21 protein-coding genes are annotated in these 20,586 nt (G+C 67.8%); 9 read left to right on the top strand and 12 right to left on the bottom strand.

Features of this window, described 5'->3' with window-relative positions:
- Nucleotides 1-25: 25 nt before the first annotated feature.
- From ACFQZV_RS04510 to ACFQZV_RS04495, 4 genes are read right to left on the bottom strand one after another with little or no spacing between them, the layout of a single operon-like run.
- On the bottom strand, nt 26-808 hold the full coding sequence (locus tag ACFQZV_RS04510; protein WP_378750448.1) for a cytochrome c biogenesis CcdA family protein: 783 nt from the start codon (nt 806-808) through the stop codon (nt 26-28).
- The gene (locus ACFQZV_RS04505) at nt 805-1,419 is read right to left on the bottom strand and encodes a TlpA family protein disulfide reductase (RefSeq protein ID WP_378750450.1); all 615 of its coding nucleotides are present in this window, start codon (nt 1,417-1,419) and stop codon (nt 805-807) included. The genes ACFQZV_RS04510 and ACFQZV_RS04505 overlap by 4 nt, the downstream gene beginning before the upstream one ends.
- On the bottom strand, nt 1,416-2,045 hold the full coding sequence (locus tag ACFQZV_RS04500; RefSeq protein WP_378750452.1) for a histidine phosphatase family protein: 630 nt from the start codon (nt 2,043-2,045) through the stop codon (nt 1,416-1,418). Before ACFQZV_RS04500 ends, ACFQZV_RS04505 begins: the two co-directional genes overlap by 4 nt.
- A 42-nt stretch (nt 2,046-2,087) precedes the next feature.
- Nucleotides 2,088-3,128, bottom strand: coding sequence for a DUF368 domain-containing protein (locus tag ACFQZV_RS04495; RefSeq protein ID WP_378750454.1), 1,041 nt, complete (start codon nt 3,126-3,128; stop codon nt 2,088-2,090).
- Nucleotides 3,129-3,164: 36 nt separating this feature from the next.
- Between ACFQZV_RS04495 and aspS the strand changes: the two genes are divergently transcribed.
- From aspS to ACFQZV_RS04480, 3 genes are all read left to right on the top strand, one after another.
- On the top strand, nt 3,165-4,505 hold the full coding sequence (gene aspS / locus ACFQZV_RS04490) for an aspartate--tRNA(Asn) ligase (protein ID WP_378750456.1): 1,341 nt from the start codon (nt 3,165-3,167) through the stop codon (nt 4,503-4,505).
- A 60-nt stretch (nt 4,506-4,565) separates the two neighbouring features.
- On the top strand, nt 4,566-5,369 hold the full coding sequence (locus ACFQZV_RS04485) for a tyrosine-protein phosphatase (protein WP_378750458.1): 804 nt from the start codon (nt 4,566-4,568) through the stop codon (nt 5,367-5,369).
- A gap of 109 nt (nt 5,370-5,478) precedes the next feature.
- Entirely contained in the window at nt 5,479-6,684 is a 1,206-nt protein-coding gene (locus ACFQZV_RS04480) for a mechanosensitive ion channel family protein (protein WP_378750460.1), read from the top strand.
- A 4-nt stretch (nt 6,685-6,688) separates the two neighbouring features.
- On the opposite strand, the gene ACFQZV_RS04475 is transcribed toward ACFQZV_RS04480, so the two are convergent.
- From ACFQZV_RS04475 to ACFQZV_RS04455, 5 genes are all read right to left on the bottom strand, one after another.
- Nucleotides 6,689-6,949, bottom strand: a complete 261-nt coding sequence (locus ACFQZV_RS04475) for a glutaredoxin family protein (protein ID WP_378750462.1) — start codon at nt 6,947-6,949, stop codon at nt 6,689-6,691.
- Nucleotides 6,946-7,239, bottom strand: a complete 294-nt coding sequence (locus ACFQZV_RS04470; RefSeq protein ID WP_378750464.1) for a rhodanese-like domain-containing protein — start codon at nt 7,237-7,239, stop codon at nt 6,946-6,948. Before ACFQZV_RS04470 ends, ACFQZV_RS04475 begins: the two co-directional genes overlap by 4 nt.
- Before the next feature lie 204 nt (nt 7,240-7,443).
- Complete coding sequence (locus tag ACFQZV_RS04465) at nt 7,444-7,542, bottom strand: 30S ribosomal protein bS22 (protein ID WP_003792170.1); 99 nt, start codon at nt 7,540-7,542, stop codon at nt 7,444-7,446.
- Nucleotides 7,543-7,625: 83 nt separating this feature from the next.
- Nucleotides 7,626-7,817, bottom strand: coding sequence for a helix-turn-helix domain-containing protein (locus tag ACFQZV_RS04460; RefSeq protein ID WP_179519823.1), 192 nt, complete (start codon nt 7,815-7,817; stop codon nt 7,626-7,628).
- 160 nt (nt 7,818-7,977) lie between these two features.
- Nucleotides 7,978-8,385 (bottom strand): ArsR/SmtB family transcription factor, encoded by a 408-nt coding sequence (locus tag ACFQZV_RS04455; protein ID WP_378750466.1) that lies wholly within the window; start codon nt 8,383-8,385, stop codon nt 7,978-7,980.
- A 73-nt stretch (nt 8,386-8,458) separates the two neighbouring features.
- Here ACFQZV_RS04455 and ACFQZV_RS04450 point away from each other — a divergent pair, with 73 nt between their 5' ends.
- Together ACFQZV_RS04450 and ACFQZV_RS04445 are read left to right on the top strand one after the other, a co-directional pair.
- Entirely contained in the window at nt 8,459-9,898 is a 1,440-nt protein-coding gene (locus tag ACFQZV_RS04450; RefSeq protein ID WP_378750875.1) for a TrkH family potassium uptake protein, read from the top strand.
- Nucleotides 9,891-10,562 carry a potassium channel family protein gene (locus ACFQZV_RS04445; protein ID WP_378750468.1) on the top strand — a complete coding sequence of 224 codons (672 nt, stop codon included), beginning with the start codon at nt 9,891-9,893 and terminating at the stop codon, nt 10,560-10,562. Before ACFQZV_RS04450 ends, ACFQZV_RS04445 begins: the two co-directional genes overlap by 8 nt.
- Nucleotides 10,563-10,564: 2 nt before the next feature.
- On the opposite strand, the gene proC is transcribed toward ACFQZV_RS04445, so the two are convergent.
- The gene (proC, locus tag ACFQZV_RS04440; RefSeq protein ID WP_378750470.1) at nt 10,565-11,407 is read right to left on the bottom strand and encodes a pyrroline-5-carboxylate reductase; all 843 of its coding nucleotides are present in this window, start codon (nt 11,405-11,407) and stop codon (nt 10,565-10,567) included.
- Between the two features lie 136 nt (nt 11,408-11,543).
- On the opposite strand from proC, the gene ACFQZV_RS04435 reads away from it, so the two are divergent.
- Nucleotides 11,544-12,656 (top strand): alpha/beta fold hydrolase, encoded by a 1,113-nt coding sequence (locus ACFQZV_RS04435; protein ID WP_378750472.1) that lies wholly within the window; start codon nt 11,544-11,546, stop codon nt 12,654-12,656.
- Nucleotides 12,657-12,779: 123 nt separating this feature from the next.
- Entirely contained in the window at nt 12,780-13,706 is a 927-nt protein-coding gene (locus ACFQZV_RS04430; protein ID WP_378750474.1) for an LLM class F420-dependent oxidoreductase, read from the top strand.
- 7 nt (nt 13,707-13,713) lie between these two features.
- Here the strand turns inward: ACFQZV_RS04430 and ACFQZV_RS04425 are convergent, their stop codons facing one another.
- Nucleotides 13,714-14,139: a nucleoside deaminase gene (locus tag ACFQZV_RS04425; protein ID WP_378750877.1), complete on the bottom strand. Its 426-nt coding sequence runs from the start codon at nt 14,137-14,139 to the stop codon at nt 13,714-13,716.
- Between the two features lie 68 nt (nt 14,140-14,207).
- Here ACFQZV_RS04425 and upp point away from each other — a divergent pair, with 68 nt between their 5' ends.
- Nucleotides 14,208-14,840: a uracil phosphoribosyltransferase gene (gene upp, locus ACFQZV_RS04420; RefSeq protein WP_378750476.1), complete on the top strand. Its 633-nt coding sequence runs from the start codon at nt 14,208-14,210 to the stop codon at nt 14,838-14,840.
- Here upp and ACFQZV_RS04415 read toward each other — a convergent pair.
- On the bottom strand, nt 14,825-18,424 hold the full coding sequence (locus tag ACFQZV_RS04415; RefSeq protein WP_378750478.1) for a TM0106 family RecB-like putative nuclease: 3,600 nt from the start codon (nt 18,422-18,424) through the stop codon (nt 14,825-14,827). The genes upp and ACFQZV_RS04415 overlap by 16 nt on opposite strands.
- A 76-nt stretch (nt 18,425-18,500) precedes the next feature.
- On the opposite strand from ACFQZV_RS04415, the gene ACFQZV_RS04410 reads away from it, so the two are divergent.
- Nucleotides 18,501-20,552 (top strand): NAD(+) synthase, encoded by a 2,052-nt coding sequence (locus ACFQZV_RS04410; RefSeq protein WP_378750480.1) that lies wholly within the window; start codon nt 18,501-18,503, stop codon nt 20,550-20,552.
- The last annotated feature ends 34 nt before the right edge of the window (nt 20,553-20,586 follow it).

The following is a 20,586-nucleotide window of genomic DNA, read 5'->3' as shown; positions in this document are numbered from 1 at the left end:
GTCGGTATTCTCCGGCGCCGGGCTCTCAGAGGAGTGTCGGGACACTGGCGAACACCCCCTGCAATTGCGCCATCCACATGCTCCACACGCCGCTGACCATCAGCACGCCGACGGCGATGAGCACGACGCCGCCGATGATGTTGACCGTACGGATGTGGCGACGAAGGAACGAGACCGAACGGGTCGCCCAGCCGAAACCGAGGGTGATGAGAATGAACGGGATGCCGAGACCGAGCGAATAGGCGAGTCCGAGGATGGCTCCCCGACCGGCCGAGGCGGAGTCGAACGACATGTTGAGGATCACGGCCAGGGTCGGTCCGATGCACGGGGCCCATCCGATTCCGAGGGCGAGTCCGAGCAGCGGCGCTCCGACGAGCCCGAGGTTGCCGCGCACCTGGGGACGCGTCGTGCGCTGGGCCACGCCGAACCATCCGAGAAAAACCAGTCCGAGCAGGATGACGAGGACGCCGAGCACACGCGTGATGATGTCGGAGTACTCGATCAGGAACACACCCAGCGTGCCGCCGAGGATGTTGATCGCCATGAACACGACGGTGAAGCCCGCGATGAAAAGAAGGACACCGCCGAGCAGTCGACCGCGTGTCGGTGCGGGCACCTCGACCGCGACCGCACCCGCAGCCCCGGAGGACGCGGCGGCGCGCGGCGCGACCGCACCGCCGATGAACCCGAGGTAGCCCGGAACGAGCGGGAGCACACACGGCGAGACGAAGGAGATCACCCCGGCGAGCACGGCGATCGGCACCGCGAGCAGGAGAGACCCGTCGGCGACGAGGCCGGAGAGGTTCATTGTTCCGCCAGCGCGTCGCCGACGAGCGTGGAGAGAATCGACGCCGACTCGATCTGACCGATGAGGCGGGCGGCGACACGCCCCTCACGGTCGAGCACGAGCGTCACCGGCACCGCACTGAGGGGCGTCTGCCCCGCGAAGGCGAGCTTGATCGACCCATCCTCGACGGCGAGCGCACTCGGATACTCGATGCCGTAGGTGTCGGCGAAGGCCAGCGATGCCTCGGCGCCGTCGTAGAGGTTCACCCCTAGGAATTGCACACCGTCATCCAGATGGTCGGAATGGACCTCTTCGAGGATCGGAGCTTCGACACGGCAGGGAGCGCAGGCTGCGTACCAGAAGTTCACGACGGCGACATCGCCGCGGTAGTCGTCGCTGGTGACGGTCTCGCCGGTGTCGAGGATCGCCTCGAACTCGACCGGATCGGTGCGCTCGTCGACGGGGATCTCGACGATGCGCGGATCACCGGCGATGAATCCCTTGTTGTCACCCTCGCGGTACTGATCGGCGAGCGGATCACTGGTGCAGGCGGCGAGCGTGGCGGCAAGCGAGAGGGCGACGACGACGGATGCGGCACGCCTCGCGGCACCGCGCCACGTGCGGGCGCTCACACCGCCCCCACGTCGACGGCACCGGCGGTGGACGCCGGCTCCGCGTAGGAGATCTCGGTCCACTTTCCATCGACCATCGCGAACGAGGTGACGCTCGAGAGCGCACACCGACGCTGGCGGGGGTCGTGACGCAGGGACTCTCCCGCGACGGCGAGATGCGTGATCCAGATCGGAAGCTGGTGCGACACGATGACGACATCACCGCCGTCGACCTGTTCCCACGCCTCGGTCATCGCCGCGTTCATGCGCGCGACGACAAGGGCGTAGGGCTCACCCCAGCTCGGCAGCGCGGGCTTGCGCAGGTGTCTCCAGTTCCACGGGTTCACCAAAGCACGCGCCATCCGCTTGCCCTCGAACACGTTCGTCGGCTCGATCACCCGCGAGTCGATGACCGGTTCGGCGCCGAAGAGTTCGGTGAACGGTTCGGACGACTCACGGGTGCGCTGCAGCGGCGAACACACCAGGGCCCCCAGCGGGCGTCCGAGGCCGTGCACATACCTCGCGGCATCCCGCGCCATCCGACGTCCGTCGACGCTCAGTCCATAACCGGGGAGCCGGCCGTAGAGAACGCGCTGGGGGTTGTGTACCTCTCCATGGCGCACGAGATGAAGGCGGTCGGCGGGCACCCGTTCAGTCTACGGCGGCGCGGACTGTGCGCTGGCTGAGCGTCACTCGATGTCGAGGCTGGGAACCCGAGTCGTCGCCGACGTCCGCCGCTGGATGTGATGCTCGACGACGAGCAGTGCGACGACGGCTGCGGCACCGACGACGGCGAGCACGATCGGCAGCACAACGGGGTCGAACGGCGCCGCGAGGCTGCCCGCGCCCTCTTCTGAACCGATGGAGTTCTGCCACGGCCACAGGGCGCGCAGCGAGCCGAGCATGAGCCCGGCCATCGCCAACAGAGTGATGCGTCGATGCCGGTCGAGGAGCCATTTCATGACCCGGACGATGCTGACGAGGCCGATCGCCGCACCGAGGGTGAAGACGCCGAGGTAGACGAAGTCCCGCTCGTCGATGGCGCGCAGCGTCGGCGAGTACAGACCGATGGCGAGGAGGAAGAACGACCCCGACAGACCGGGGACGACCAGCGCGCACACGGCGACGACAGCGGCCAGTCCGACGACCCACAGCGGCGGATCCCAGGCCACCGCGCCGCCGGCGAATCCGATCAGCACGAAGGCGACCACTGCTGACCCGACGAAGATGAGACCGCCTCCGAAGCGCGAACCGATCGTGCGTCGTGCTTTGGGCACCAAGCGCAGCGGTACCGCGATGCTGGCGGCGACGAGCCCGAAGAACAGCCCACGCGATGCCTCGGCGTTGCTGGTGACGAGGTGCTCGATCGTGCCGGCGAGGGTCAGCACGATGCCCAGCATGCCGATGAGCACCGGCACCACCAGCCACCAGTCGACGCGGGCGATCTCGGCGCCGGCGGAGCGCAGACGGTCGGGGCCGACAATGAGACGCTTCGCCGCCGACACGACGTGCGAAGCACCGTCGATGAGCCGTTCGTACACACCCGTGATGAGCGCGACGGTTCCGCCGGAGATGCCCGGAACGAGTTCTGCCATACCGATCACCGCGCCACGGAGGATGTTCAGGATCGCGTGTCCGAGCCGGAAGCGATGGTCGGGTGGCGGAGTGTCAGAGGGCAACGGCGGTACGTCGCTGGAAGGCGGGGCGTCGTCCGGGGAGTGCGGCGGCATCCCATGACGGTACACCGGAGCCTAGACTTGCTCCTTGTGAGTGAACGCATCCTCGTCTCCCAGCTCAAGTCTCTGCCCGCCGGCCCGGTCTCGGTGTCGGGATGGGTCGAGACCGTCCGCGATCAGAAGAAGGTGCAGTTCGTCATCCTGCGTGACGAGACCGGGGCCGTGCAGTTGGTGAACCCCGCCACGCGACCAAGCGAAGACGGAAGCGAACAGGATGCCGCAGCCCTGGCCCTCACCGCAACGATCTCCGAGCTCGCCCACGGCACCTTCCTCACGGTCCACGGCGAACTGAAGCACGACGAGCGCGTCAAGCTCGGCGGTGTCGAGATCAAGATCGGCTCGCTCGACATCGCCGCTGCGGCGCTTCCCGAGACCCCGATCGCCGGGGATTCGGGCATCGACAAGCGCATGGACTGGCGCTTCATCGACCTGCGTCAGCGTCGCAACAACCTGATCTTCCGCGTGCAGACGACCCTCGAGCACGCGCTGCGGACGTATTGGATCGAGCGCGACTACATCGAGGTCCACTCCCCCAAGCTCATGGCGAGCCCGTCGGAATCCAACGCCGAACTCTTCGAAGTGCCGTACTTCGAAGAGAAAACCGCCTACCTCGCCCAGAGCCCGCAGTTCTTCAAGCAGATGGCGCAGGTCGCCGGGTTCGGCAAGATCTTCGAGATCGCCCCTGCGTTCCGCGCCGACCCTTCGTTCACCTCGCGCCACGCCACCGAGTTCACGTCGATCGACGCCGAGATCAGCTGGATCGACTCTCACGAAGACGTCGCCCGGATGCACGAAGAACTGCTGCACACCGCGTTCCAGGCGGTGAAGGACAAGCACGGCGCCGAGATCGAAGAGCTCTTCGGCATCGAGGTGCAGGTTCCGACCGTCCCGTTCCCGCGCATCCCACTCGCAGAAGCCCGCGAGATCGTCGCGAGTCGGGGATACGAGATTCCGCGTACCGACGGAGACCTCGACCCCGAGGGTGAGCGGCAGATCGCGGCATACGTCGAGGAGACCTACGGGCACCAGTTCGTGTTCATCACCGACTATCACCCCGAGATCCGCGCGTTTTACCACATGCGCAACGAGGAATCCGGTCTGACCAAGTCGTACGACCTGCTGTTCAAGGGCGTGGAGATCTCGACCGGCGCGCAGCGCGAGCACCGCGTCGACGTGCTCATCGAGCAGGCCCGCGAGAAGGGTCTCGATCCCGAGCACCTCGACTTCTACCTCGATTTCTTCCGCTACGGCGCTCCGCCGCACGGAGGATTCGGGATGGGTCTCGCGCGCGTCATGATGCTCCTGCTCGGCCAGGAGTCGATCCGCGAGGTGACCTACCTCTTCCGAGGGCCGACACGCCTCGCGCCGTGACATCGGCGCAGAGCGTTCCCGGCGGCTTTCACGGACGCCTCGTCTCTCTAGGCTGGGAACATGACGACAACGCTTGACGGGACATTCAACTTTCGGGACACCGGCGGCACGCCGCTCATTGCGGGCGGGGCGACGAACGCGGGCGTGCTCTACCGCTCCGATGCTCTGAGCGGACTCACTCCCGAAGGGCTTGAGCAGCTCGCTGCGAGCGATATCGGCGTGATCGCCGATTTCCGCACCCCGCAGGAGAAGCAGATGGCACCGGACCGCCTGCCGACCAGCCGGCCGTTCCGTGTGGTGGATCTGCCGCTCCTCGAGGGCGCCGTGAGCGGTCTTGCCCAACAGGCGATGCAGTCGATCGCGCAGAGTGGGGATGCCGCGGGCACCGCGGCAGCGCTCGATGCCGCCCTCGCGCAGATCCCCTCGCTCGGCGACCTCTACGTCAGCATGCTCGAGCACGGGGCACCCTCGTTCGCCGAGCTCGGCCGCCTCGTCGGCGCTGCGACGGTCGACCCGCCGACCGCGGTGCTCGTGCACTGCACTGCCGGAAAGGACCGGACGGGAGTCTCCACGGCGCTCATGCTGGACGCCGCCGGCGCGGAGCGTGCCGCCGTCGTCGCCGACTACGCCTCGTCGCAGGAGCACCTCGCGGGCCCGTGGGCCGAGGAGATGTACGCGATGGTGGCGAAGACCGGCATTCCCCTCACCGACTCGCTGCGCGAGCTGATCTCGGGCACACCCGCCACGGCGATCGAACAAGCCTTCGCGTGGATCGACGCGAAGGGGGGCTCGGCGGCCTACCTCCAGTCCGGGGGGCTCACCGACGCCGAACTCGCCGCCCTGCGTCGTCGCCTGACGAGCTGATCCCGCCCGCGCCGGGCCTGAGGGTGCGCTGAACGATCCGGCGTGGGTTTGCGTCGCGACGGGTCGATCTGCCTACGGTGGGGAGTCCGTCCCGAACCGAGGAGCGCCCATGTGGGAGCAGTGGCTCACCTTCATCATCACGCTCGCTGTCTGCGCCGCCGTCGCCATCGCCGTCGCGTTCGCGGTGACCTTCGCCGTGCGGATGATCGTCCGCAAGCGGGAATGGCCCGCTGAGCTGACGCGCCGTGCGCGCCGCCCGTTCCGGGCGCTCGTGCTCCTTCTGGGTGTCTGGGTGGCCGTCGCGACGACGTACCCCGAGGAGAACAGCGCTCCGGTGTTGTCCCACGTGATCGGGATGGTCGCGATCGGCATCACCGCGTGGCTGATGGTCGCGCTCGTCCTGTTCGCGACCGACATGATGCTCGGCCAATACTCGGCCGACGTGCCCGACAACCGGCACATCCGCCGCATCCGCACGCAGACACTCATCCTGCGCCGCCTCAGCATCGCCATCATCGTCGTCATCGCCGTCTCGGCGATCCTCCTCACCTTCCCCGCGGTGCGGACGATCGGAGCGAGCCTCTTGGCCTCGGCGGGCATCGCCTCGATCGTCGCCGGCCTGGCGGCGCAGTCGACACTGGCGAACATGTTCGCCGGCATCCAACTCGTCTTCAGCGATGCACTCCGCGTCGATGACGTCGTCGTCGCGGGTGGCGAGTGGGGCCGCGTGGGCGAAGTGACGCTCAGCTATGTCGTGCTCGACGTCTGGGATGAACGACGCCTTGTGCTTCCGTGCACCTACTTCACCACGCAGCCGTTCGAGAACTGGACGCGGCGCGGCAGCGGCATCCTCGGAACCGTCGAACTCGACCTCGACTGGCGTACGCCTGTCTCGCGGGTGCGCGAGCGTCTCACCGAACTCGTGGAGAGTTCCGACCTGTGGGACGGCCGGAGCGCATCGGTGCAGGTGACCGACGCCACCGGCGGTGTCGTGCGGGTACGCGTGTTGGTCAGCGCATCCGACTCGGGCAAGCTGTGGGACCTCCGCTGCCTCGTTCGCGAGGAACTCGTCAACTTCGTGCGGCGCGAGACGCCTCACGCCCTGCCGGTGCAACGTGTCGTGCTCTCGGACGGTGCCGACGCGGGTGACGACGCGGACGAGACTCCCGGCACGTCGACGGGGGCGATCGAGGGCCTGTTCAGCGGCTCGGCCGAGGCCGAAGCGCGACACCGTGAGTTCACGCAGGCGATCCCGGTGGTGCGCCCCGAAGAGGCGGATGCGGCAGACACGGGTGACGTGCCGGCCGCACGCTGACGCGTCAGCGGGCCGCGTCGAGGGCTGCGCGCAGACGCTCGGGAGCGATCCGCCAGTGCCCGACGAGAGCGCCGTCGACCAGCACGACGGGAATCTTCTCCCACCAGGTGTCGTAGAGGTCGCGATCGTCGAGGATCGACAACTCCTCGACCACGAGCTCCTCCGCTTGCGCGTCCGGAAGCTCCGCGACGACGACCTCGACGACCTCGCGGGCGACGTCGCACAGATGGCAGTCGGGCTTGCCGATGACGGTGAGCCGCGTCATCGCTCGATGTCGTAGCCGGCGGCGATCCACCCGTCGGTGCCGCCCTCGACGTTCGTCGTGTCGTAGCCACGGGCATCGAGTGCCTGCGCCACCCGAGCCGAACGACCGCCCGACTTGCAGATCAGGTCGAACGCCTCAGCCGGAAGCTCGTCGAGGCGCTCACCGAGGACGGACATCGGGATGTTCACGGCGCCCGGAACACGCGCCTGCACGAACTCATGCTCCTCGCGCACATCGATGAGCGGCACGCCGTCACGCGAGGCGAGTTGGTGGACATCGATCGACTTCATCGCTTCTCCTTCGATCTGCTTCTCCCCGGCCCGGGTCACGCGACCTGCCGACGAACGTCCTCTCTGACACGCCGAGAAGTGCTTCTGGCGCCGAGACTCGGTCGCGGCGGGCGATTCTCGCCGCCAGATCCACTTCTCGCGACCGTCGCGCCCACAGACACGAAGCGCCCGTCCCTGAGGACAGGCGCTAGGTGCGGATGCCGCTTACTTCTTGTTGCGGCGCTGGTGGCGAGTCTTACGAAGCAACTTGCGGTGCTTCTTCTTCGCCATGCGCTTGCGGCGCTTCTTGATGACAGAACCCACGGGAAACCTCACTAGATCGGGGTCTGGGCGCAGGATCGCCTGCGCCCGGGAACGGGCAGTACGGAAAAATGCCTCGGGACAGTCTAGCCGACGTCGGCGATGGGGCGCTGCAATGCCGCCGTCACCGCCGATTCGGGGACGCGGTAACTGCGCCCGAACCGCACCGCGGGCAGCTCACCCGCGTGGACGAGCCGGTAGACGGTCATCTTCGAGACACGCATCAACTCGGCGACCTCGGCGACCGTCAAGAATCGCACGTCAGGCAGCTCCGCCATCGCCAGCCTCCCATTCCCCAGTGTTGCTGTGGCCACTCTAGGGGCACGAGCACACCGGTGTAAACCCACGTGGCTCGTGTGACGAATGGGACACGCGTGACGTCACGCGCGGAGCACGCGTCCGTCGTCTTGGCCTTCAGCGCGGCCGGTGCCGGCGACCTCAGCGACCGGGGAGTCGCTTGAAGACCGAGTCGAACGCGTGCTTGGCCGACGCCGCAGCGCGGCCCACGACATCCGCCGCGTGCGCCGCGGAGTCGGGCAGGTTCGAAACCGACGCGAGTTCGAACGCGTCGTCGTCCGTGACGAACGGCATCAGCCAGTCGTCGACCTCGTCCAGCGGCTGGGGCGCCAGGCTGTAGAAGCGATGCTGGCCCTCCTCGCGCACCGAAACCAGGTGGGCCTCGCGCAGGACCTTCAGGTGCTTCGAGACCGTGGGTTGACTGACCCCGAGTTCGCTGACGATCTGCGACACACTCGTGCCGCGCTCCCCCTCGGCGGAGCGGTCGAGCAGGAGTCGCAAGATGTCGCGACGAGTGCCGTCTGCGATCACGTCGAAGATGTCCGCCATAGGGTCAGAGTAGTCCTGCACCCGGCGGAGTACCATGAGGGCCTACCGTGGGACGGTGATCGAGAGGACCCGCATGGCGGAGGCGAAGCGCACTCCGAGCGACTCCGCGCTCCGACGCATCACCCATGAGGTCTTGGAGTTCTTTCGCGATCTGACCCAGCGGTCGCCGGCGCGATTCGCGATCCTGATCTTCGTTTCGTTGATCCTCGTGTTCACGGGAATCTTCTCGCTGCCGTTCGCCGCCGCCGACGGCCGCGTCACTCCGTTCGCCGACGCGTTCTTCACCGCCGTCTCGACGATCTGTGTGACCGGCCTTGCCACGGTCGACATGGCGACGCACTGGTCGCCGTTCGGGCACGTGGTCGTGTTCCTCGGCACCCAGATCGGCGCCGTCGGCGTGCTGACGATGGCCTCGATCCTCGGCATGATCATCTCGCGGCGCCTCGGGTTGCGCGCCAAACTCATGGCCGCGAGCGACTCCAATCCGCTGCGCACCCACGGCGGCCCCGTGAACGAAGGCCAGACGATCCAACTCGGCCAGGTCGGCAGCCTCCTCGCGACGGTCGCCCTGTCGACACTCGTGATCGAGGGGGTCATCGCCGTTCTGCTCTACCCGTCGATGGTGCTCGCGGGGGTTCCCTGGTACACCGCGCTGTGGGAAGCGCCGTTCTACGCGGCGATGGCGTTCACCAATACCGGCTTCACCCCCAACCCGCAGGGCCTTGAGCCCTTCGCGCACGACTACTGGTTCCTCACGGTGCTGATGGCCGCGGTGTTCCTCGGGTCGATCGGGTTCCCTGTCATCTACACCCTGCGCAAGCACCTGTGGCACGTGCGCCGCTGGTCGCTGCACGCCAAGCTCACGATCATCACGACGGTGGCGCTGTTCTTCGCCGGTGGCGTCGTCTTCCTCATCCTCGAGTACGACAACCTGCTCACCCTCGGCAGACAAGACGCCTGGGACACCACCTTCCAAGCGCTCTTCCTCTCGGCGATGACCCGATCCGGCGGGTTCGCGATCCTCGACATCGGCGAACTCAACCAGTCGAGCCTTCTCGTCGGGTGCATGTTGATGTTCGTCGGCGGAGGCTCGGCATCCACCGCGGGAGGCATCAAGGTCACGACCCTCGCCGTCATCGCGTTGGCGGTGTGGTCCGAGGCGCGGGGGCGCACGTCGAACCAGGTGTTCGGCCGCCGCATACCGAGCGACGTGTTGCGTGTGGCCCTCTCCGTCCTGGCGTGGGGCGCAACGATCGTGGCGATCGCGACGATCGTGATCACGCAGATCACCAAGGCCGATCTCGGCGATGTGCTCTTCGACGTGATCTCAGCGTTCGGAACCGTGGGGCTGTCCACGGGACTGACCGCCGACCTGCCCGATCCCGCCGTGTACGTCATGGGCATCACGGTCATCATGGGGCGCGTTGGTACAGTGACACTCGCCGCGGCAGTGGCCGCGACATCCCGTACGCAGCTCTACTCGCTGCCGGTGGAAAGGCCGATCGTTGGTTGAGAGGATCCGAAGCGACGCCCCCGTGCTGGTGATCGGACTCGGGCGTTTCGGCGCCGCGTGTGCCGGCGAACTGGATCGCCTCGACCGCGAGGTGCTGGCGATCGACGAGAATCTCGACCTCGTCCAGAAGTGGTCGGAGCGCGTCACCCACACCGTCCAGGCAGACGCCCGGAACATCGATGCCCTCACCCAGATCGGTGCGCAGGACTTCCAGGTCGCCGTCGTCGCCGTCGGATCGTCGATCGAGGCGTCTGTGCTCATCACCGCGAACCTCGTCGACCTCAAGGTCCCCCAGATCTGGGCGAAGGCCGTCTCGCAGTCGCACGGCAAGATCCTCGCCCGCGTCGGCGCCAACCACGTGATCTACCCCGAACGCGAGGCCGGTGAGAGGGTCGCGCACCTGGTGAGCGGGCGGATGCTCGACTTCATCCGGTTCGACGATGACTTCGTGTTGGTCAAGATGTACCCGCCGAAGTTCATCCGTGGCGTGGGCCTCAACGAGTCCGGCGTGCGGACGAAGTACAACGTCACGGTCGTCGGCGTGAAGAGCCCAGGCAAGCCGTTCCGCTACGCCGAAGCCGACACCGTTGTGACGAACCACGACCTCATCATCGTTTCCGGCACCAATTCCGACATCGAGCGCTTCGCCGCCCTCGACCGCTGACCTCAGCCGGCGGCGAGCTCGCGGGCGCGGGCCAGCGCGGCATCCGTCGCACGAGTGAACACCTCGTCGAGGCGGGCGTCGTGCAGCACCGCGACAGCGCGTTCTGTGGTGCCGTTGGGGCTCGTGACCCGACGCCGCAGTTCCGCGGGGTCTTCGCCGGATGCCGCGAGCAACGCCGTCGCACCGATGAAGGTCTGCTCGACCATGCGACGTGCGTCGGCCTCGTCGAAACCCCTGCCCACGGCGACCTTGGTGAGCTCTTCGATCAGGAGGAACACGTAGGCCGGACCCGACCCAGAGATGGTCGATAGTGGGTCGATCTGCGACTCGGGCACCTCGACGACGACGCCGCAGGTCTCGAACACCCGCCGCACGACGGCTGTGTCGGCCGCGCTCACGCCGCTTCCGGCGGCGAGCCCGGTGACCCCCTGCCCGACGAGCGCCGGCGTGTTGGGCATCGATCGAAGGACCGGGATTCCGCTGCCGAGGATCGATTCGAAGGTGGCGATCGTCACACCCGCGGCAAGGCTCACGACACACGTCCCAGGCCGGAGCGATGGGCCGATCTCACGTAGCAGGTCCGGCACCATGTGGGGCTTGACGCCGATGAGGACGATGTCGGCGTCGGCTGCGGCGGCCGCGTTCGCGCCGGGGTCGTCGGCGAGCGCCAGGCTCGTGACACCCTCGAGTGATGCGAGTTCGGCGGCTTTCTCCGGCGAGCGGTTCGTGACGGTGATCCCACCACCGCCGAGTCCCGACCGGACGATGCCGCGCAGCACCGCACCCCCCATCGAACCGGCGCCGAGAATCGCGAGGGCGGGAAGCGGTGTCGTGTCGGAAGGCATGCGGCCATCCTAGGGATCGCACATCGGCTATGCGGCGTTGATCCAGCTGATCCTCTGAGTCTGTTCAGCCCGGCGGATATAGTCGTCTCGACGGAGGCCGTGTGGCCTGCGGACACCCCCGACCGGAGGATGAGACATGACCCTCTTCGACGGCATCACGGCTCGACTCGTCGAGACCCCGAGGCTCAGCGTGAACGTTCTCGAGCGCGAGGGAGACGACCCTGCCACTCCCCCCGAGCGCACGGTCGTGTTCATTCACGGAAATGTGTCGTCGTCGCTCTTCTGGCAGGAGATCATGCAAGACCTGCCCAGCGACTTGCGCGTCGTCGCGGTCGACCTGCGTGGCTTCGGCGGCACCGAGAATCTGCCGGTGGACGCCACCCGCGGGGTTCGCGACTTCAGCGACGACGTCCATGCGACGCTCGAGGCGATGGGGATCCCCACGGCGCACTTCGTCGGGTGGTCGATGGGCGGCGGGGTCGTCATGCAGTACGCGCTGGACTACCCCGCGCTCAGCCTGACGCTGCAGTCGCCGGTCTCGCCCTACGGCTTCGGGGGCACCCGCCGTGACGGATCGCGTCTCACCGAAGACGACGCCGGCACCGGTGGTGGCGGCGCGAACCCCGACTTCGTGACCCGTCTCGCCGAGCACGACACGGGCGACGAGGCACAGACTTCGCCGCGGAGCGTGTTCCGCTCCGGGTATGTCGCACCCGGCTACACCACCGAGCACGAGGATGTCTGGGTCGAATCGATGCTCACGACTTCCACGGCATCGGGCAACTATCCCGGCGACGGGGTGGCCAGCGACAACTGGCCGGGCTTCGCCGCAGGCACCACAGGCGTGCTCAACACGATGGTGCCGCGCTACTTCAACACGTCGTCGATCGTGGAGTTGGCACAGAAGCCGCCGATCCTGTGGATCCACGGCACCGCCGACGCGATCGTGTCGGACGCGTCGTTCTACGACCTCAACTACCTGGGGCAGCTGGGCGTGGTGCCCGGGTGGCCAGGCGAAGAAGTCGCGCCGGCGCAGCTGATGGTCACCCAGACGCGTGATGTGCTGGGCGCGTACGCGGATGCCGGGGGTGATGTGACGGAGCTGAGTCTCGAAGGTGTCGGGCACTCGGCACACCTGGAGCGTCCCGCGCAGGTACGGCAGGCGCTGCTCGAGCGGATCGGCTACGTCGGCCGCCCGCAAGATCCGGCTCCGCCCACCGAAGCGATCATCCTCCGCTCGGCAGACTGACCACCGCGTCGCAGAGCGACCGTCGTCGGAGCGACCATCGTCGGAGCGACCATCGTCGCATGTACCGGCTACCGCCAGTCCGCCGTCGGTCCGCGGCGGCGCCGTGGCTGGAAGACTGGCGACATGGAGTTCACGATCTTCACCGAGCCTCAGCAGGGCTTCTCGTACGACGACCAGCTCGCGTTCGCGCGTGCCGCCGAGCGGACCGGCTTCGATGCCTTCTTCCGCTCCGACCACTACATGCGGATGGGCGTGGGTGATCCTCTCCCCGGTCCAACCGATGCGTGGACGACCTTGGCGGGTCTCGCGCGCGAGACCGACCGCATCCGACTCGGCACCCTCGTCTCGTCGGCTACGCACCGACCACCGGCGATCCTCGCGATCCAAGTGGCCCAGGTCGACGCGATGTCGGGCGGACGCATCGAATTCGGTCTCGGCACCGGATGGTTCGAGGCGGAACATCGCGCCCTGGGCATCCCGTTCCCCGAGAAGAGGTTCGGCCCGTTCGAGGAGCAGCTCGCGATCATCACGGGCCTGTGGAACACCCCTGTCGGCAAGACGTTCTCGTTCGCGGGCGACCACTACACGCTCACCGATGCGCCGGCGCTTCCGAAGCCGGTTCAGGAGCGGATGCCGCTCATCATCGGCGGCCATGGTTCACGCCGCACCCCCGAACTCGCCGCGCGCTACGCGACCGAGTTCAACATCGGCTTCGCACCTGAGCCGGTCATCGAACAGAAGCTCGACGGCGCCCGGACAGCGTGCGAAAGGCTCGGTCGCGATCCGCAGACACTGAAGCTGTCGGTTGCGCTGCCGACCCTGGCAGGCCCGGATGAGGCGACGCTCGAGCGGCGTGCGGCGGCGGTCGGAAAGAGCCTCGCCGAGGCCCGCAACGGCAGCGACATCGTCGGAACCCCCGCCGAAATCGCCGAGAAAGTCGGACGCCTGCGCGCACTCGGTGTCTCGCGCATCCATTTCCAGCTGATGGACCTGCGTGATGTCGACCACGTCGCGTTCCTCGGCGAAGAGGTGCTTCCCCTGTTGAAGTGAGGTGACGTCAACGGCGGTCGTCGAAGAAGCGTCGCAGCAGAGCGGATGCCGCGGCCTCTTCGACGCCGCCGACCACCTCGGCGCGGTGGGGCAGGCGACGATCGCGCACGACGTCGTACATCGACCCGGCGGCGCCCGCCTTGTCGTCCCACGCGCCGAAGACCAGCCGTGAGACACGGGACTGCAGCATCGCCCCGGCGCACATCACGCACGGTTCGAGCGTGACGACGAGCGTATGCCCTTCGAGGTTCCACGAGCCGACGGCGGCGGCGGCGGCGCGGAGCGCGACGATCTCAGCGTGCGCCGTCGGGTCCCCCGTGGCTTCGCGGAGATTGCGCCCTTCACCGATGACGGCGCCGTGGGCATCGACCACGACCGCCCCCACGGGGACGTCGTCCCCGGCGTCCTGCGCCAGGTCGAGTGCGCGACGCATGGCGGCAAGGTCGCGCGGGTCGTAGGTCACATCCCCGAGCGTACGGCTCCCGGGGATACCCTGGGCACATGCGTTTGCACGTCGCCGACCACCCGCTCATCACCCACAAGCTCTCGGTGCTCCGCGACAAGGGCACTCCGTCTCCGGTGTTCCGTCAACTCACCGAAGAGCTCGTGACGCTTCTCGCCTACGAGGCGACACGGAACGTGCGCGTGCAGTCGGTGGAGATCGAGACTCCCGTCACGACCACGACGGGCGTCAAGATCAGCGAGCCTCGGCCGTTGGTGGTTCCGATCCTGCGGGCAGGTCTCGGAATGCTCGAGGGCATGGTGAAACTGCTGCCCACCGCCGAGGTCGGCTTTCTCGGCATGGCCCGTAATGAAGAAACGCTCGAGCCGACGACGTACGCCGAGCGCCTGCCCGACGACCTCAGCGACCGGCAGTGCTTCGTGCTCGATCCCATGCTCGCCACCGGTGGTTCGCTGGGTGCCGCGATCGATTTCCTGTTCCAGCGCGGAGCCCAGGATGTCACCGCGATCTGCATCCTCGGAGCCCCGGAGGGAATCGCGGCGATCGAGCGTCAGGTCGAGGGGCGCGACGTCACGCTCGTTCTCGGTTCACTCGATGAGCGCCTCGACGAGCGCGGCTACATTGTGCCTGGTCTGGGCGACGCGGGCGACCGTCTCTACGGCACCGTCTGACCACTCACCTCGCCGCCGCGCCCCACCAGGCGTGCGAAGGCGCTCAGGCGCGCGACGCCGTCCGGTGTGCGCGGCAGATCGTCAAGCAGGTCGGGCGATGACACCAGGTATGCGGTGTGCATCGCCCGTGAGATGGCGACGTTGAGGCGATTGCGCAGGAGCAGGAACTCGAGGCCGCGCGCGGCATCCCGTCCCGACGATGCGGCCAGTGAGACGATCGCCACCGCCGCTTCTTGTCCTTGGAAACGATCGACAGTGCCCACCGGGATCTTCGGGTATCCCGCCGCGGCCAACGCCTCTTCGACGGCGACTTGCTGGGCGTTGTAGGGGGTGACGACGATGATGTCATCCTGCGCCAGAGGTCGCTCCGCAACCGCACTGGCCGTGTCGCCGTCGTGGAAGTCGACGTCGCGCCATGCTCTGCCCAGGAGGTTCCTGACGATCGCGACGACGGCGGCGGCCTCTTCGGGCGAGTGCGTCGCGTTTCCCCGATGGCGCACGGGCACGATCTGAAGCCCCGGCGCGACGCCGTCGAGCCGGCGCAGGTCGGTGGCGGGGTGGGCGGCAAGCTCGCCTCCGTAGGAGAGCACCGACACCGGCGCGGCGAGTTCGGATCGCATCCGACGGGTTCGCGGAAGGAAGAACCCGAGCCGTGGCGGGATGACGTCGGCACCGCCCATCACCCATCCCAACGCGGAGGTGTCAACAGGCTCGGGGTGGGTCCCCTGACTCACCTGTGGAAGCTGCTGCGGGTCGCCGAGCAGGAGCACTCGCCGAGCGGCAAGCGACACCGCGATGGTGGAGGCCAAGGAGAACTGACCTGCCTCGTCGATGACGAGCAGATCGAGGCTGCGCCGTGGCACGCGGCCCTCATGCGCGAAGTCCCAGGCCGTGCCTCCGATCACGAACCCGCCGGGATTTTCGGCGGTGAACGCGGCCACGCCGTTCTTGGGGATGACGGTGAACGGTCGTTCCTGATCAGGGTCGGCGTTGCTCTTGAGCGCCTTACCCACGCGCGACGGCGGCACACCGGCGCCAACGATGCGGTCGAGCATGTTCTCGACGACCGTGTGCGACTGGGCGACGACGCCGACGCGGTAGCCATGCTCACGCACGAGCCGTTCGACGACGTGTGACCCCACGTAGGTCTTGCCTGTGCCGGGCGGACCCTGGACAGCGAGGAATCCCTCGTCCAGCGCGCCCACGGCGGCGACGATCCCGTCGACGTCTCCGGTTGCGGGCACGTCGGTCTCAGCGGCCCGCACCGAACGGGGCGCGCGTCGGAGCAGGATGTCCGTCGCAGCGTCATCCGGCAGCTCGGGATGCCGGGCGATGATCTCGTCGGCCCACGCGTCGATCGCTTTCTGCTGGTTTCCGGCCGGTGGTGGCGCAGCGGGTGTGAGAGCTATCGGCAGGGTGCTCCACGTGACGCCGTCGACGGCTGTCTCTTCGACGACGACACCGTCATCGAGCACTTCGAGCACCGTGACGGTGCGGGCATGGTGGATCCAGCGGGGTTTGATCTCGGCGGGATACGGCGGTGGCGCCTCGTACAGGGCGAACGGCGTCGTGTCGGCGTTCAGTCGGGTGCCCGGCGCGACCGCTCCTCGCAGCTCGATGATGCGCCGTTCTGCTCCCCGCCCACTCTCGCGGAAGTGCCAGTCCGTGCGGATGCGGCATCGCTCGGAGTCGATGACGACCACATCGCGCGTCTCGTCCCACAGCGACACCGGCTCACGCAGACGGAGGAAATGGGTGGCCCAGAAGGTCTTCACCTCGCGGGGGTAGTAGTCGATCGCGGCCGAGCCGAGCCGAAGGGCGACCTGCTCCGCCGAGTCGCGGGGGTGTTCCTCGGCGAGTCGGGCGAGGGTGAGCGCGCGGGGCGAAGGCTCATACACATATTCGTCGGGCTCGGGGTTGGGTGTCGGCACGAGCCGCGCTTCGCGTGCACGGTCGACGAGCCAATCGCGCAGTCTGCGGGTCGACACGCAGTCGTATTCGTTGTAGTCGGCGAGGTCGGCGAGGATCGCATCGGCCGCTTCGGGGTCGTCGGCAGCCAGCGCGCGCGCCTCGACGTAGCGCACGATCGAATCGTCGCCCTTCTGCACATCGCTCGTGCGCACGTCATCGCCCATGTAGAGCGGCTCGAGCTTCTTGATCGAGTACGACCGGGAGCCGACGCGCAACGCGCGGCGAACGATCGGGTACAGGTCGACGAACACGGCGTCGCGGAGCAGCCGATCGACGTCTGCCTCGCGCACGCCGTGCCGTGCGGCCATCGCGAGGAGGTGGGTCGGTTCGTATGGCGCGTAATGGTAGATGTGCATGCCGGGGTACTGCCGGCGGCGCAGGTCGACGATGTCGATGAACGTCTCGAGGGCCTCCTTCTCGGCGGCGAAAGAATGCGCCCACAAGGCGGTGTACTGCTCCCGCTGGTCGACCCAGCCGAAGAGGTAGTCCAGCCCCCACGACGCCGCCTGATCGGGTCCAGCGGGCTCCGTGTAGAGCGGGTCGCCTTCGAAGTCGAAGAAGATGTCTCCGTCATCGGGTCGGGGCAGGGCTCCGAGCGCCGTCGGCGCGACCACCTCATACGCGGGGACCGCGGCTGCATCGGCGGGCTGGGTGAGCTCGGTGGGGCCGGTGACACCGCCGGCGGGGCTCGTGAGCTGCAATCTCGCCTGGGTGCGCAGCATGTCGAAGACGTCTGCGTGCATGCCCTGGGGCGGGATGACGGCGGCGGCGAGGTCGTCGATGGTGACGATACCCGCAGCGCGCAAGCGGTCGCGCTGCGACGGGCGAATGCCGGCGACCAGCAGAAGATCGCGTGACGCGATCACCTCGGTGTCGCAGGTCGCGCAGCGCCCGCACGCGCTGACGCGCAGGTCGCCGCGGTCATCGCCCCATGCCAACGGCTCTCCGTCCGCGCCCGACTCGATACGGCGGTCTTCCACGAGGGCGCCGAGGCGCTCGCGGCGGAGCATGAAGACCGGAAGGAGGTCGTCGACCGCGTGCGCCGACACCGTCCCATCGCCGAGGAGAAGCTCCACACGCTCTGACCGCGCGACGCCCAATCGATCGAGTTGATCGACGTATGCCGCCAACTGCATGAGGGCGGTGACGCGCGCGCGTCGTGCGAGCTTCGTGTCCTGAACGATCCAGCGGCCCTGCTCGTCGCGCACGAGGAAGTCCGCGAACCCGACGAAGTCGGTCGTGGCGAAGGCTGCCTGATAGATGACGTCGGCGTCGGAGGCGAGCGCGGCCGCCGTGCGGGCGACGGCATCTGCGAGACCCCCGGCATCCGTCGACGACACCGCGGGGATGCGCACCACGGCGTCGGATCCGAACCGCGACACGTACTCGTCGAGCACGCGCTCTTCATGGGCGATCCCGAGCCGGGCGGCGCGCTCGAGCGTCAGATCTTCGGGTTCGGTGACGGCGATGACCCGGCCGAGCTTCGCATCGATCGCGCGCGCCCACGCGAACTCGCACTCCGCAGCGGCCTTCAGGTCACTCGCGCTCCACACGATGCGCGGCGCGATCGCGACCGCCGTGTCGGATCCGGCCTCTCCTGGGATGTACCGCATGCTCGCCCCTTTCTCCACGACCCTAACGGCGACGACCGACACTGCCGCGAGCGGATGCGGGTGCCACACTGGTCACATGAGCCTGCCGTTCGAGAACGCCTATCGACACGGTTTCGCGCGCGTCGCCGCGTGCACGATTCCGGTGTCGATCGCCGACCCCGTCGCCAACGCGGATGCGGTGCTCGCGGCCGCGCGCGAGTGCGACGCCGACAGCGTCGCGGTCGCTGTCTTTCCGGAACTGTGCCTCACCGGATACGCGATCGACGACCTCGTACTGCAAGACGCTGTCCTGGATGCGGTGGAGCGCCAGCTCGAACGCCTGGTCACGGCATCCGAAGACCTGCTGCCGATACTCGTCGTCGGCGCGCCGCTGCGCCATCGCAACCGGCTCTACAACTGCGCCGTCGTCATCCACCGCGGGACGGTGCTCGGCGTCGCCCCCAAGGCGTATCTGCCGACGTACCGCGAGTTCTACGAGCGCCGATGGTTCGCGCCGGGCGAGCCGTGGTCCGGAGAGAGCATCAGGATCGGCGATCTCGAGACGGTGATCGGCACCGACCTGTTGTTCGAGGTCGCAGACGTTCCCGGGCTGGTGATGCACGCCGAAATCTGCGAAGACCTCTGGGTGCCGATCTCACCTTCTTCGCGCGCGGCCCTCGCCGGTGCGACGCTGCTGGTGAACCTCTCGGGCAGTCCGATCACGATCGCTCGGGCGGAAGACCGCGCGATCCTGTGCCAATCGCAGTCGCTGCGATGCCTCGCGGCCTACGCCTATGCAGCCGCCGGGGCCGGCGAATCCACGAACGACGTGTCGTGGGACGGCCAGACGATGATCTACGAGGTCGGTGAGCGTCTGGCCCACACGGAGCGGTTTCCCGACGGGCCGCGGCGCAGCGTCGCGGACATCGACCTGGACCGCCTGCGTCAAGAGCGTCTGCGACAGGGCACCTTCGACGACAACCGGGGAGTGCTCGCCGACGCGGACTTCTTGCGCATCGAGACGGTCCTGGGCCCTCCGACGGGCGACATCGGGCTGCGCCGCACGGTCGACAGATTCCCGTTCGTGCCCGCCGATCCGGCCCGCCTCGCACAAGACTGCTACGAGGCCTTCAACATCCAGGTGTCGGGCCTGGAACAGCGCCTGCGGGCGATCGACGACCCGAAGCCGGTCATCGGGCTGTCCGGCGGGCTCGACTCGACGCACGCGCTCCTCGTCGTCGCTCGCGCAATGGATCGTATGGGGCGGCCGCGCAGTGACATCTTGGCGTTCACGATGCCCGGGTTCGCTACGAGCGAACACACGAAGTCGAACGCCATCGCCCTGGCCGAGAGCGTGGGGGCCACGATCGAGACGATCGACATCCGCCCCGCGGCCACTGAGTTGCTGCAGGGCATCGGGCACCCGTCGGCCCACGGCGAGCCGGTCTACGACGTCACATTCGAGAACGTGCAGGCCGGCATCCGCACCGATTTCCTCTTTCGTCTGGCCAACCAGCGCGGCGGAATCGTCATCGGCACCTCCGACATGTCCGAACTCGCGCTGGGCTGGGCGACCTATGGCGTCGGCGACCACATGAGTCACTACGCGGTCAACCCTGGCGTTCCCAAGACGCTCATCCAGCACGTCATCCGATGGGTGATCGCCGCGGGCGAAGGCGTCGATGAGCGCGAGGCCGAAGTCCTGCAGTCGGTCCTCGACACCGAGATCTCCCCCGAACTGGTCCCCGCCGGTCAGGACGGCCGCATCCAATCGACCCAAGACCGCATCGGCCCCTACGCCCTGCACGACTTCACCCTCCATCACGTGCTACGTCACGGAACGCGTCCGTCGAAGATCGCCTTCCTCGCCTATCACGCGTGGCGCGATCAGGATGCCGGAGCCTGGCCGCCGGGTTTCCCGGCGTCGGATCGCTTCGCGTACGATCTGGCGACCATCGCCCACTGGCTTCGTGTGTTCTTGCAGAGGTTCTTCGCATTCGCCCAGTTCAAGCGCACGGCCATTCCGAACGGACCGAAGGTCTCGCCGTCCGGGTCGTTGTCCCCGCGCGGCGACTGGCGGGCACCTGCCGACGGCAACGCGGCGGTCTGGATCGCCGAACTCGACGCCGCGTTGCCGAACAGCTTCTGAATCCGACCACGTCCACCCATGGTGCGAACCGCGT

This window comes from Microbacterium koreense (genome assembly GCF_042677105.1).
GTDB classification, from domain to species: Bacteria; Actinomycetota; Actinomycetes; order Actinomycetales; family Microbacteriaceae; genus Microbacterium; species Microbacterium koreense.
This window is presented reverse-complemented; position numbering and strand designations above follow the sequence as displayed.

Bases quoted from the DNA above. Each gene is read 5' to 3' on its own strand.
- ACFQZV_RS04510 (WP_378750448.1), bottom strand. From the start codon at position 808: ATGAACCTCTCCGGCCTCGTCGCCGACGGGTCTCTCCTGCTCGCGGTG.
- ACFQZV_RS04495 (WP_378750454.1), bottom strand. From the start codon at position 3,128: ATGCCGCCGCACTCCCCGGACGACGCCCCGCCTTCCAGCGACGTACCG.
- ACFQZV_RS04485 (WP_378750458.1), top strand. From the start codon at position 4,566: ATGACGACAACGCTTGACGGGACATTCAACTTTCGGGACACCGGCGGC.
- ACFQZV_RS04480 (WP_378750460.1), top strand. From the start codon at position 5,479: ATGTGGGAGCAGTGGCTCACCTTCATCATCACGCTCGCTGTCTGCGCC.
- ACFQZV_RS04475 (WP_378750462.1), bottom strand. From the start codon at position 6,949: ATGACGCGGCTCACCGTCATCGGCAAGCCCGACTGCCATCTGTGCGAC.
- ACFQZV_RS04470 (WP_378750464.1), bottom strand. From the start codon at position 7,239: ATGAAGTCGATCGATGTCCACCAACTCGCCTCGCGTGACGGCGTGCCG.
- ACFQZV_RS04460 (WP_179519823.1), bottom strand. From the start codon at position 7,817: ATGGCGGAGCTGCCTGACGTGCGATTCTTGACGGTCGCCGAGGTCGCC.
- ACFQZV_RS04455 (WP_378750466.1), bottom strand. From the start codon at position 8,385: ATGGCGGACATCTTCGACGTGATCGCAGACGGCACTCGTCGCGACATC.
- ACFQZV_RS04450 (WP_378750875.1), top strand. From the start codon at position 8,459: ATGGCGGAGGCGAAGCGCACTCCGAGCGACTCCGCGCTCCGACGCATC.
- proC (WP_378750470.1), bottom strand. From the start codon at position 11,407: ATGCCTTCCGACACGACACCGCTTCCCGCCCTCGCGATTCTCGGCGCC.
- ACFQZV_RS04435 (WP_378750472.1), top strand. From the start codon at position 11,544: ATGACCCTCTTCGACGGCATCACGGCTCGACTCGTCGAGACCCCGAGG.
- ACFQZV_RS04430 (WP_378750474.1), top strand. From the start codon at position 12,780: ATGGAGTTCACGATCTTCACCGAGCCTCAGCAGGGCTTCTCGTACGAC.
- ACFQZV_RS04425 (WP_378750877.1), bottom strand. From the start codon at position 14,139: ATGCGTCGCGCACTCGACCTGGCGCAGGACGCCGGGGACGACGTCCCC.
- upp (WP_378750476.1), top strand. From the start codon at position 14,208: ATGCGTTTGCACGTCGCCGACCACCCGCTCATCACCCACAAGCTCTCG.
- ACFQZV_RS04415 (WP_378750478.1), bottom strand. From the start codon at position 18,424: ATGCGGTACATCCCAGGAGAGGCCGGATCCGACACGGCGGTCGCGATC.
- ACFQZV_RS04410 (WP_378750480.1), top strand. From the start codon at position 18,501: ATGAGCCTGCCGTTCGAGAACGCCTATCGACACGGTTTCGCGCGCGTC.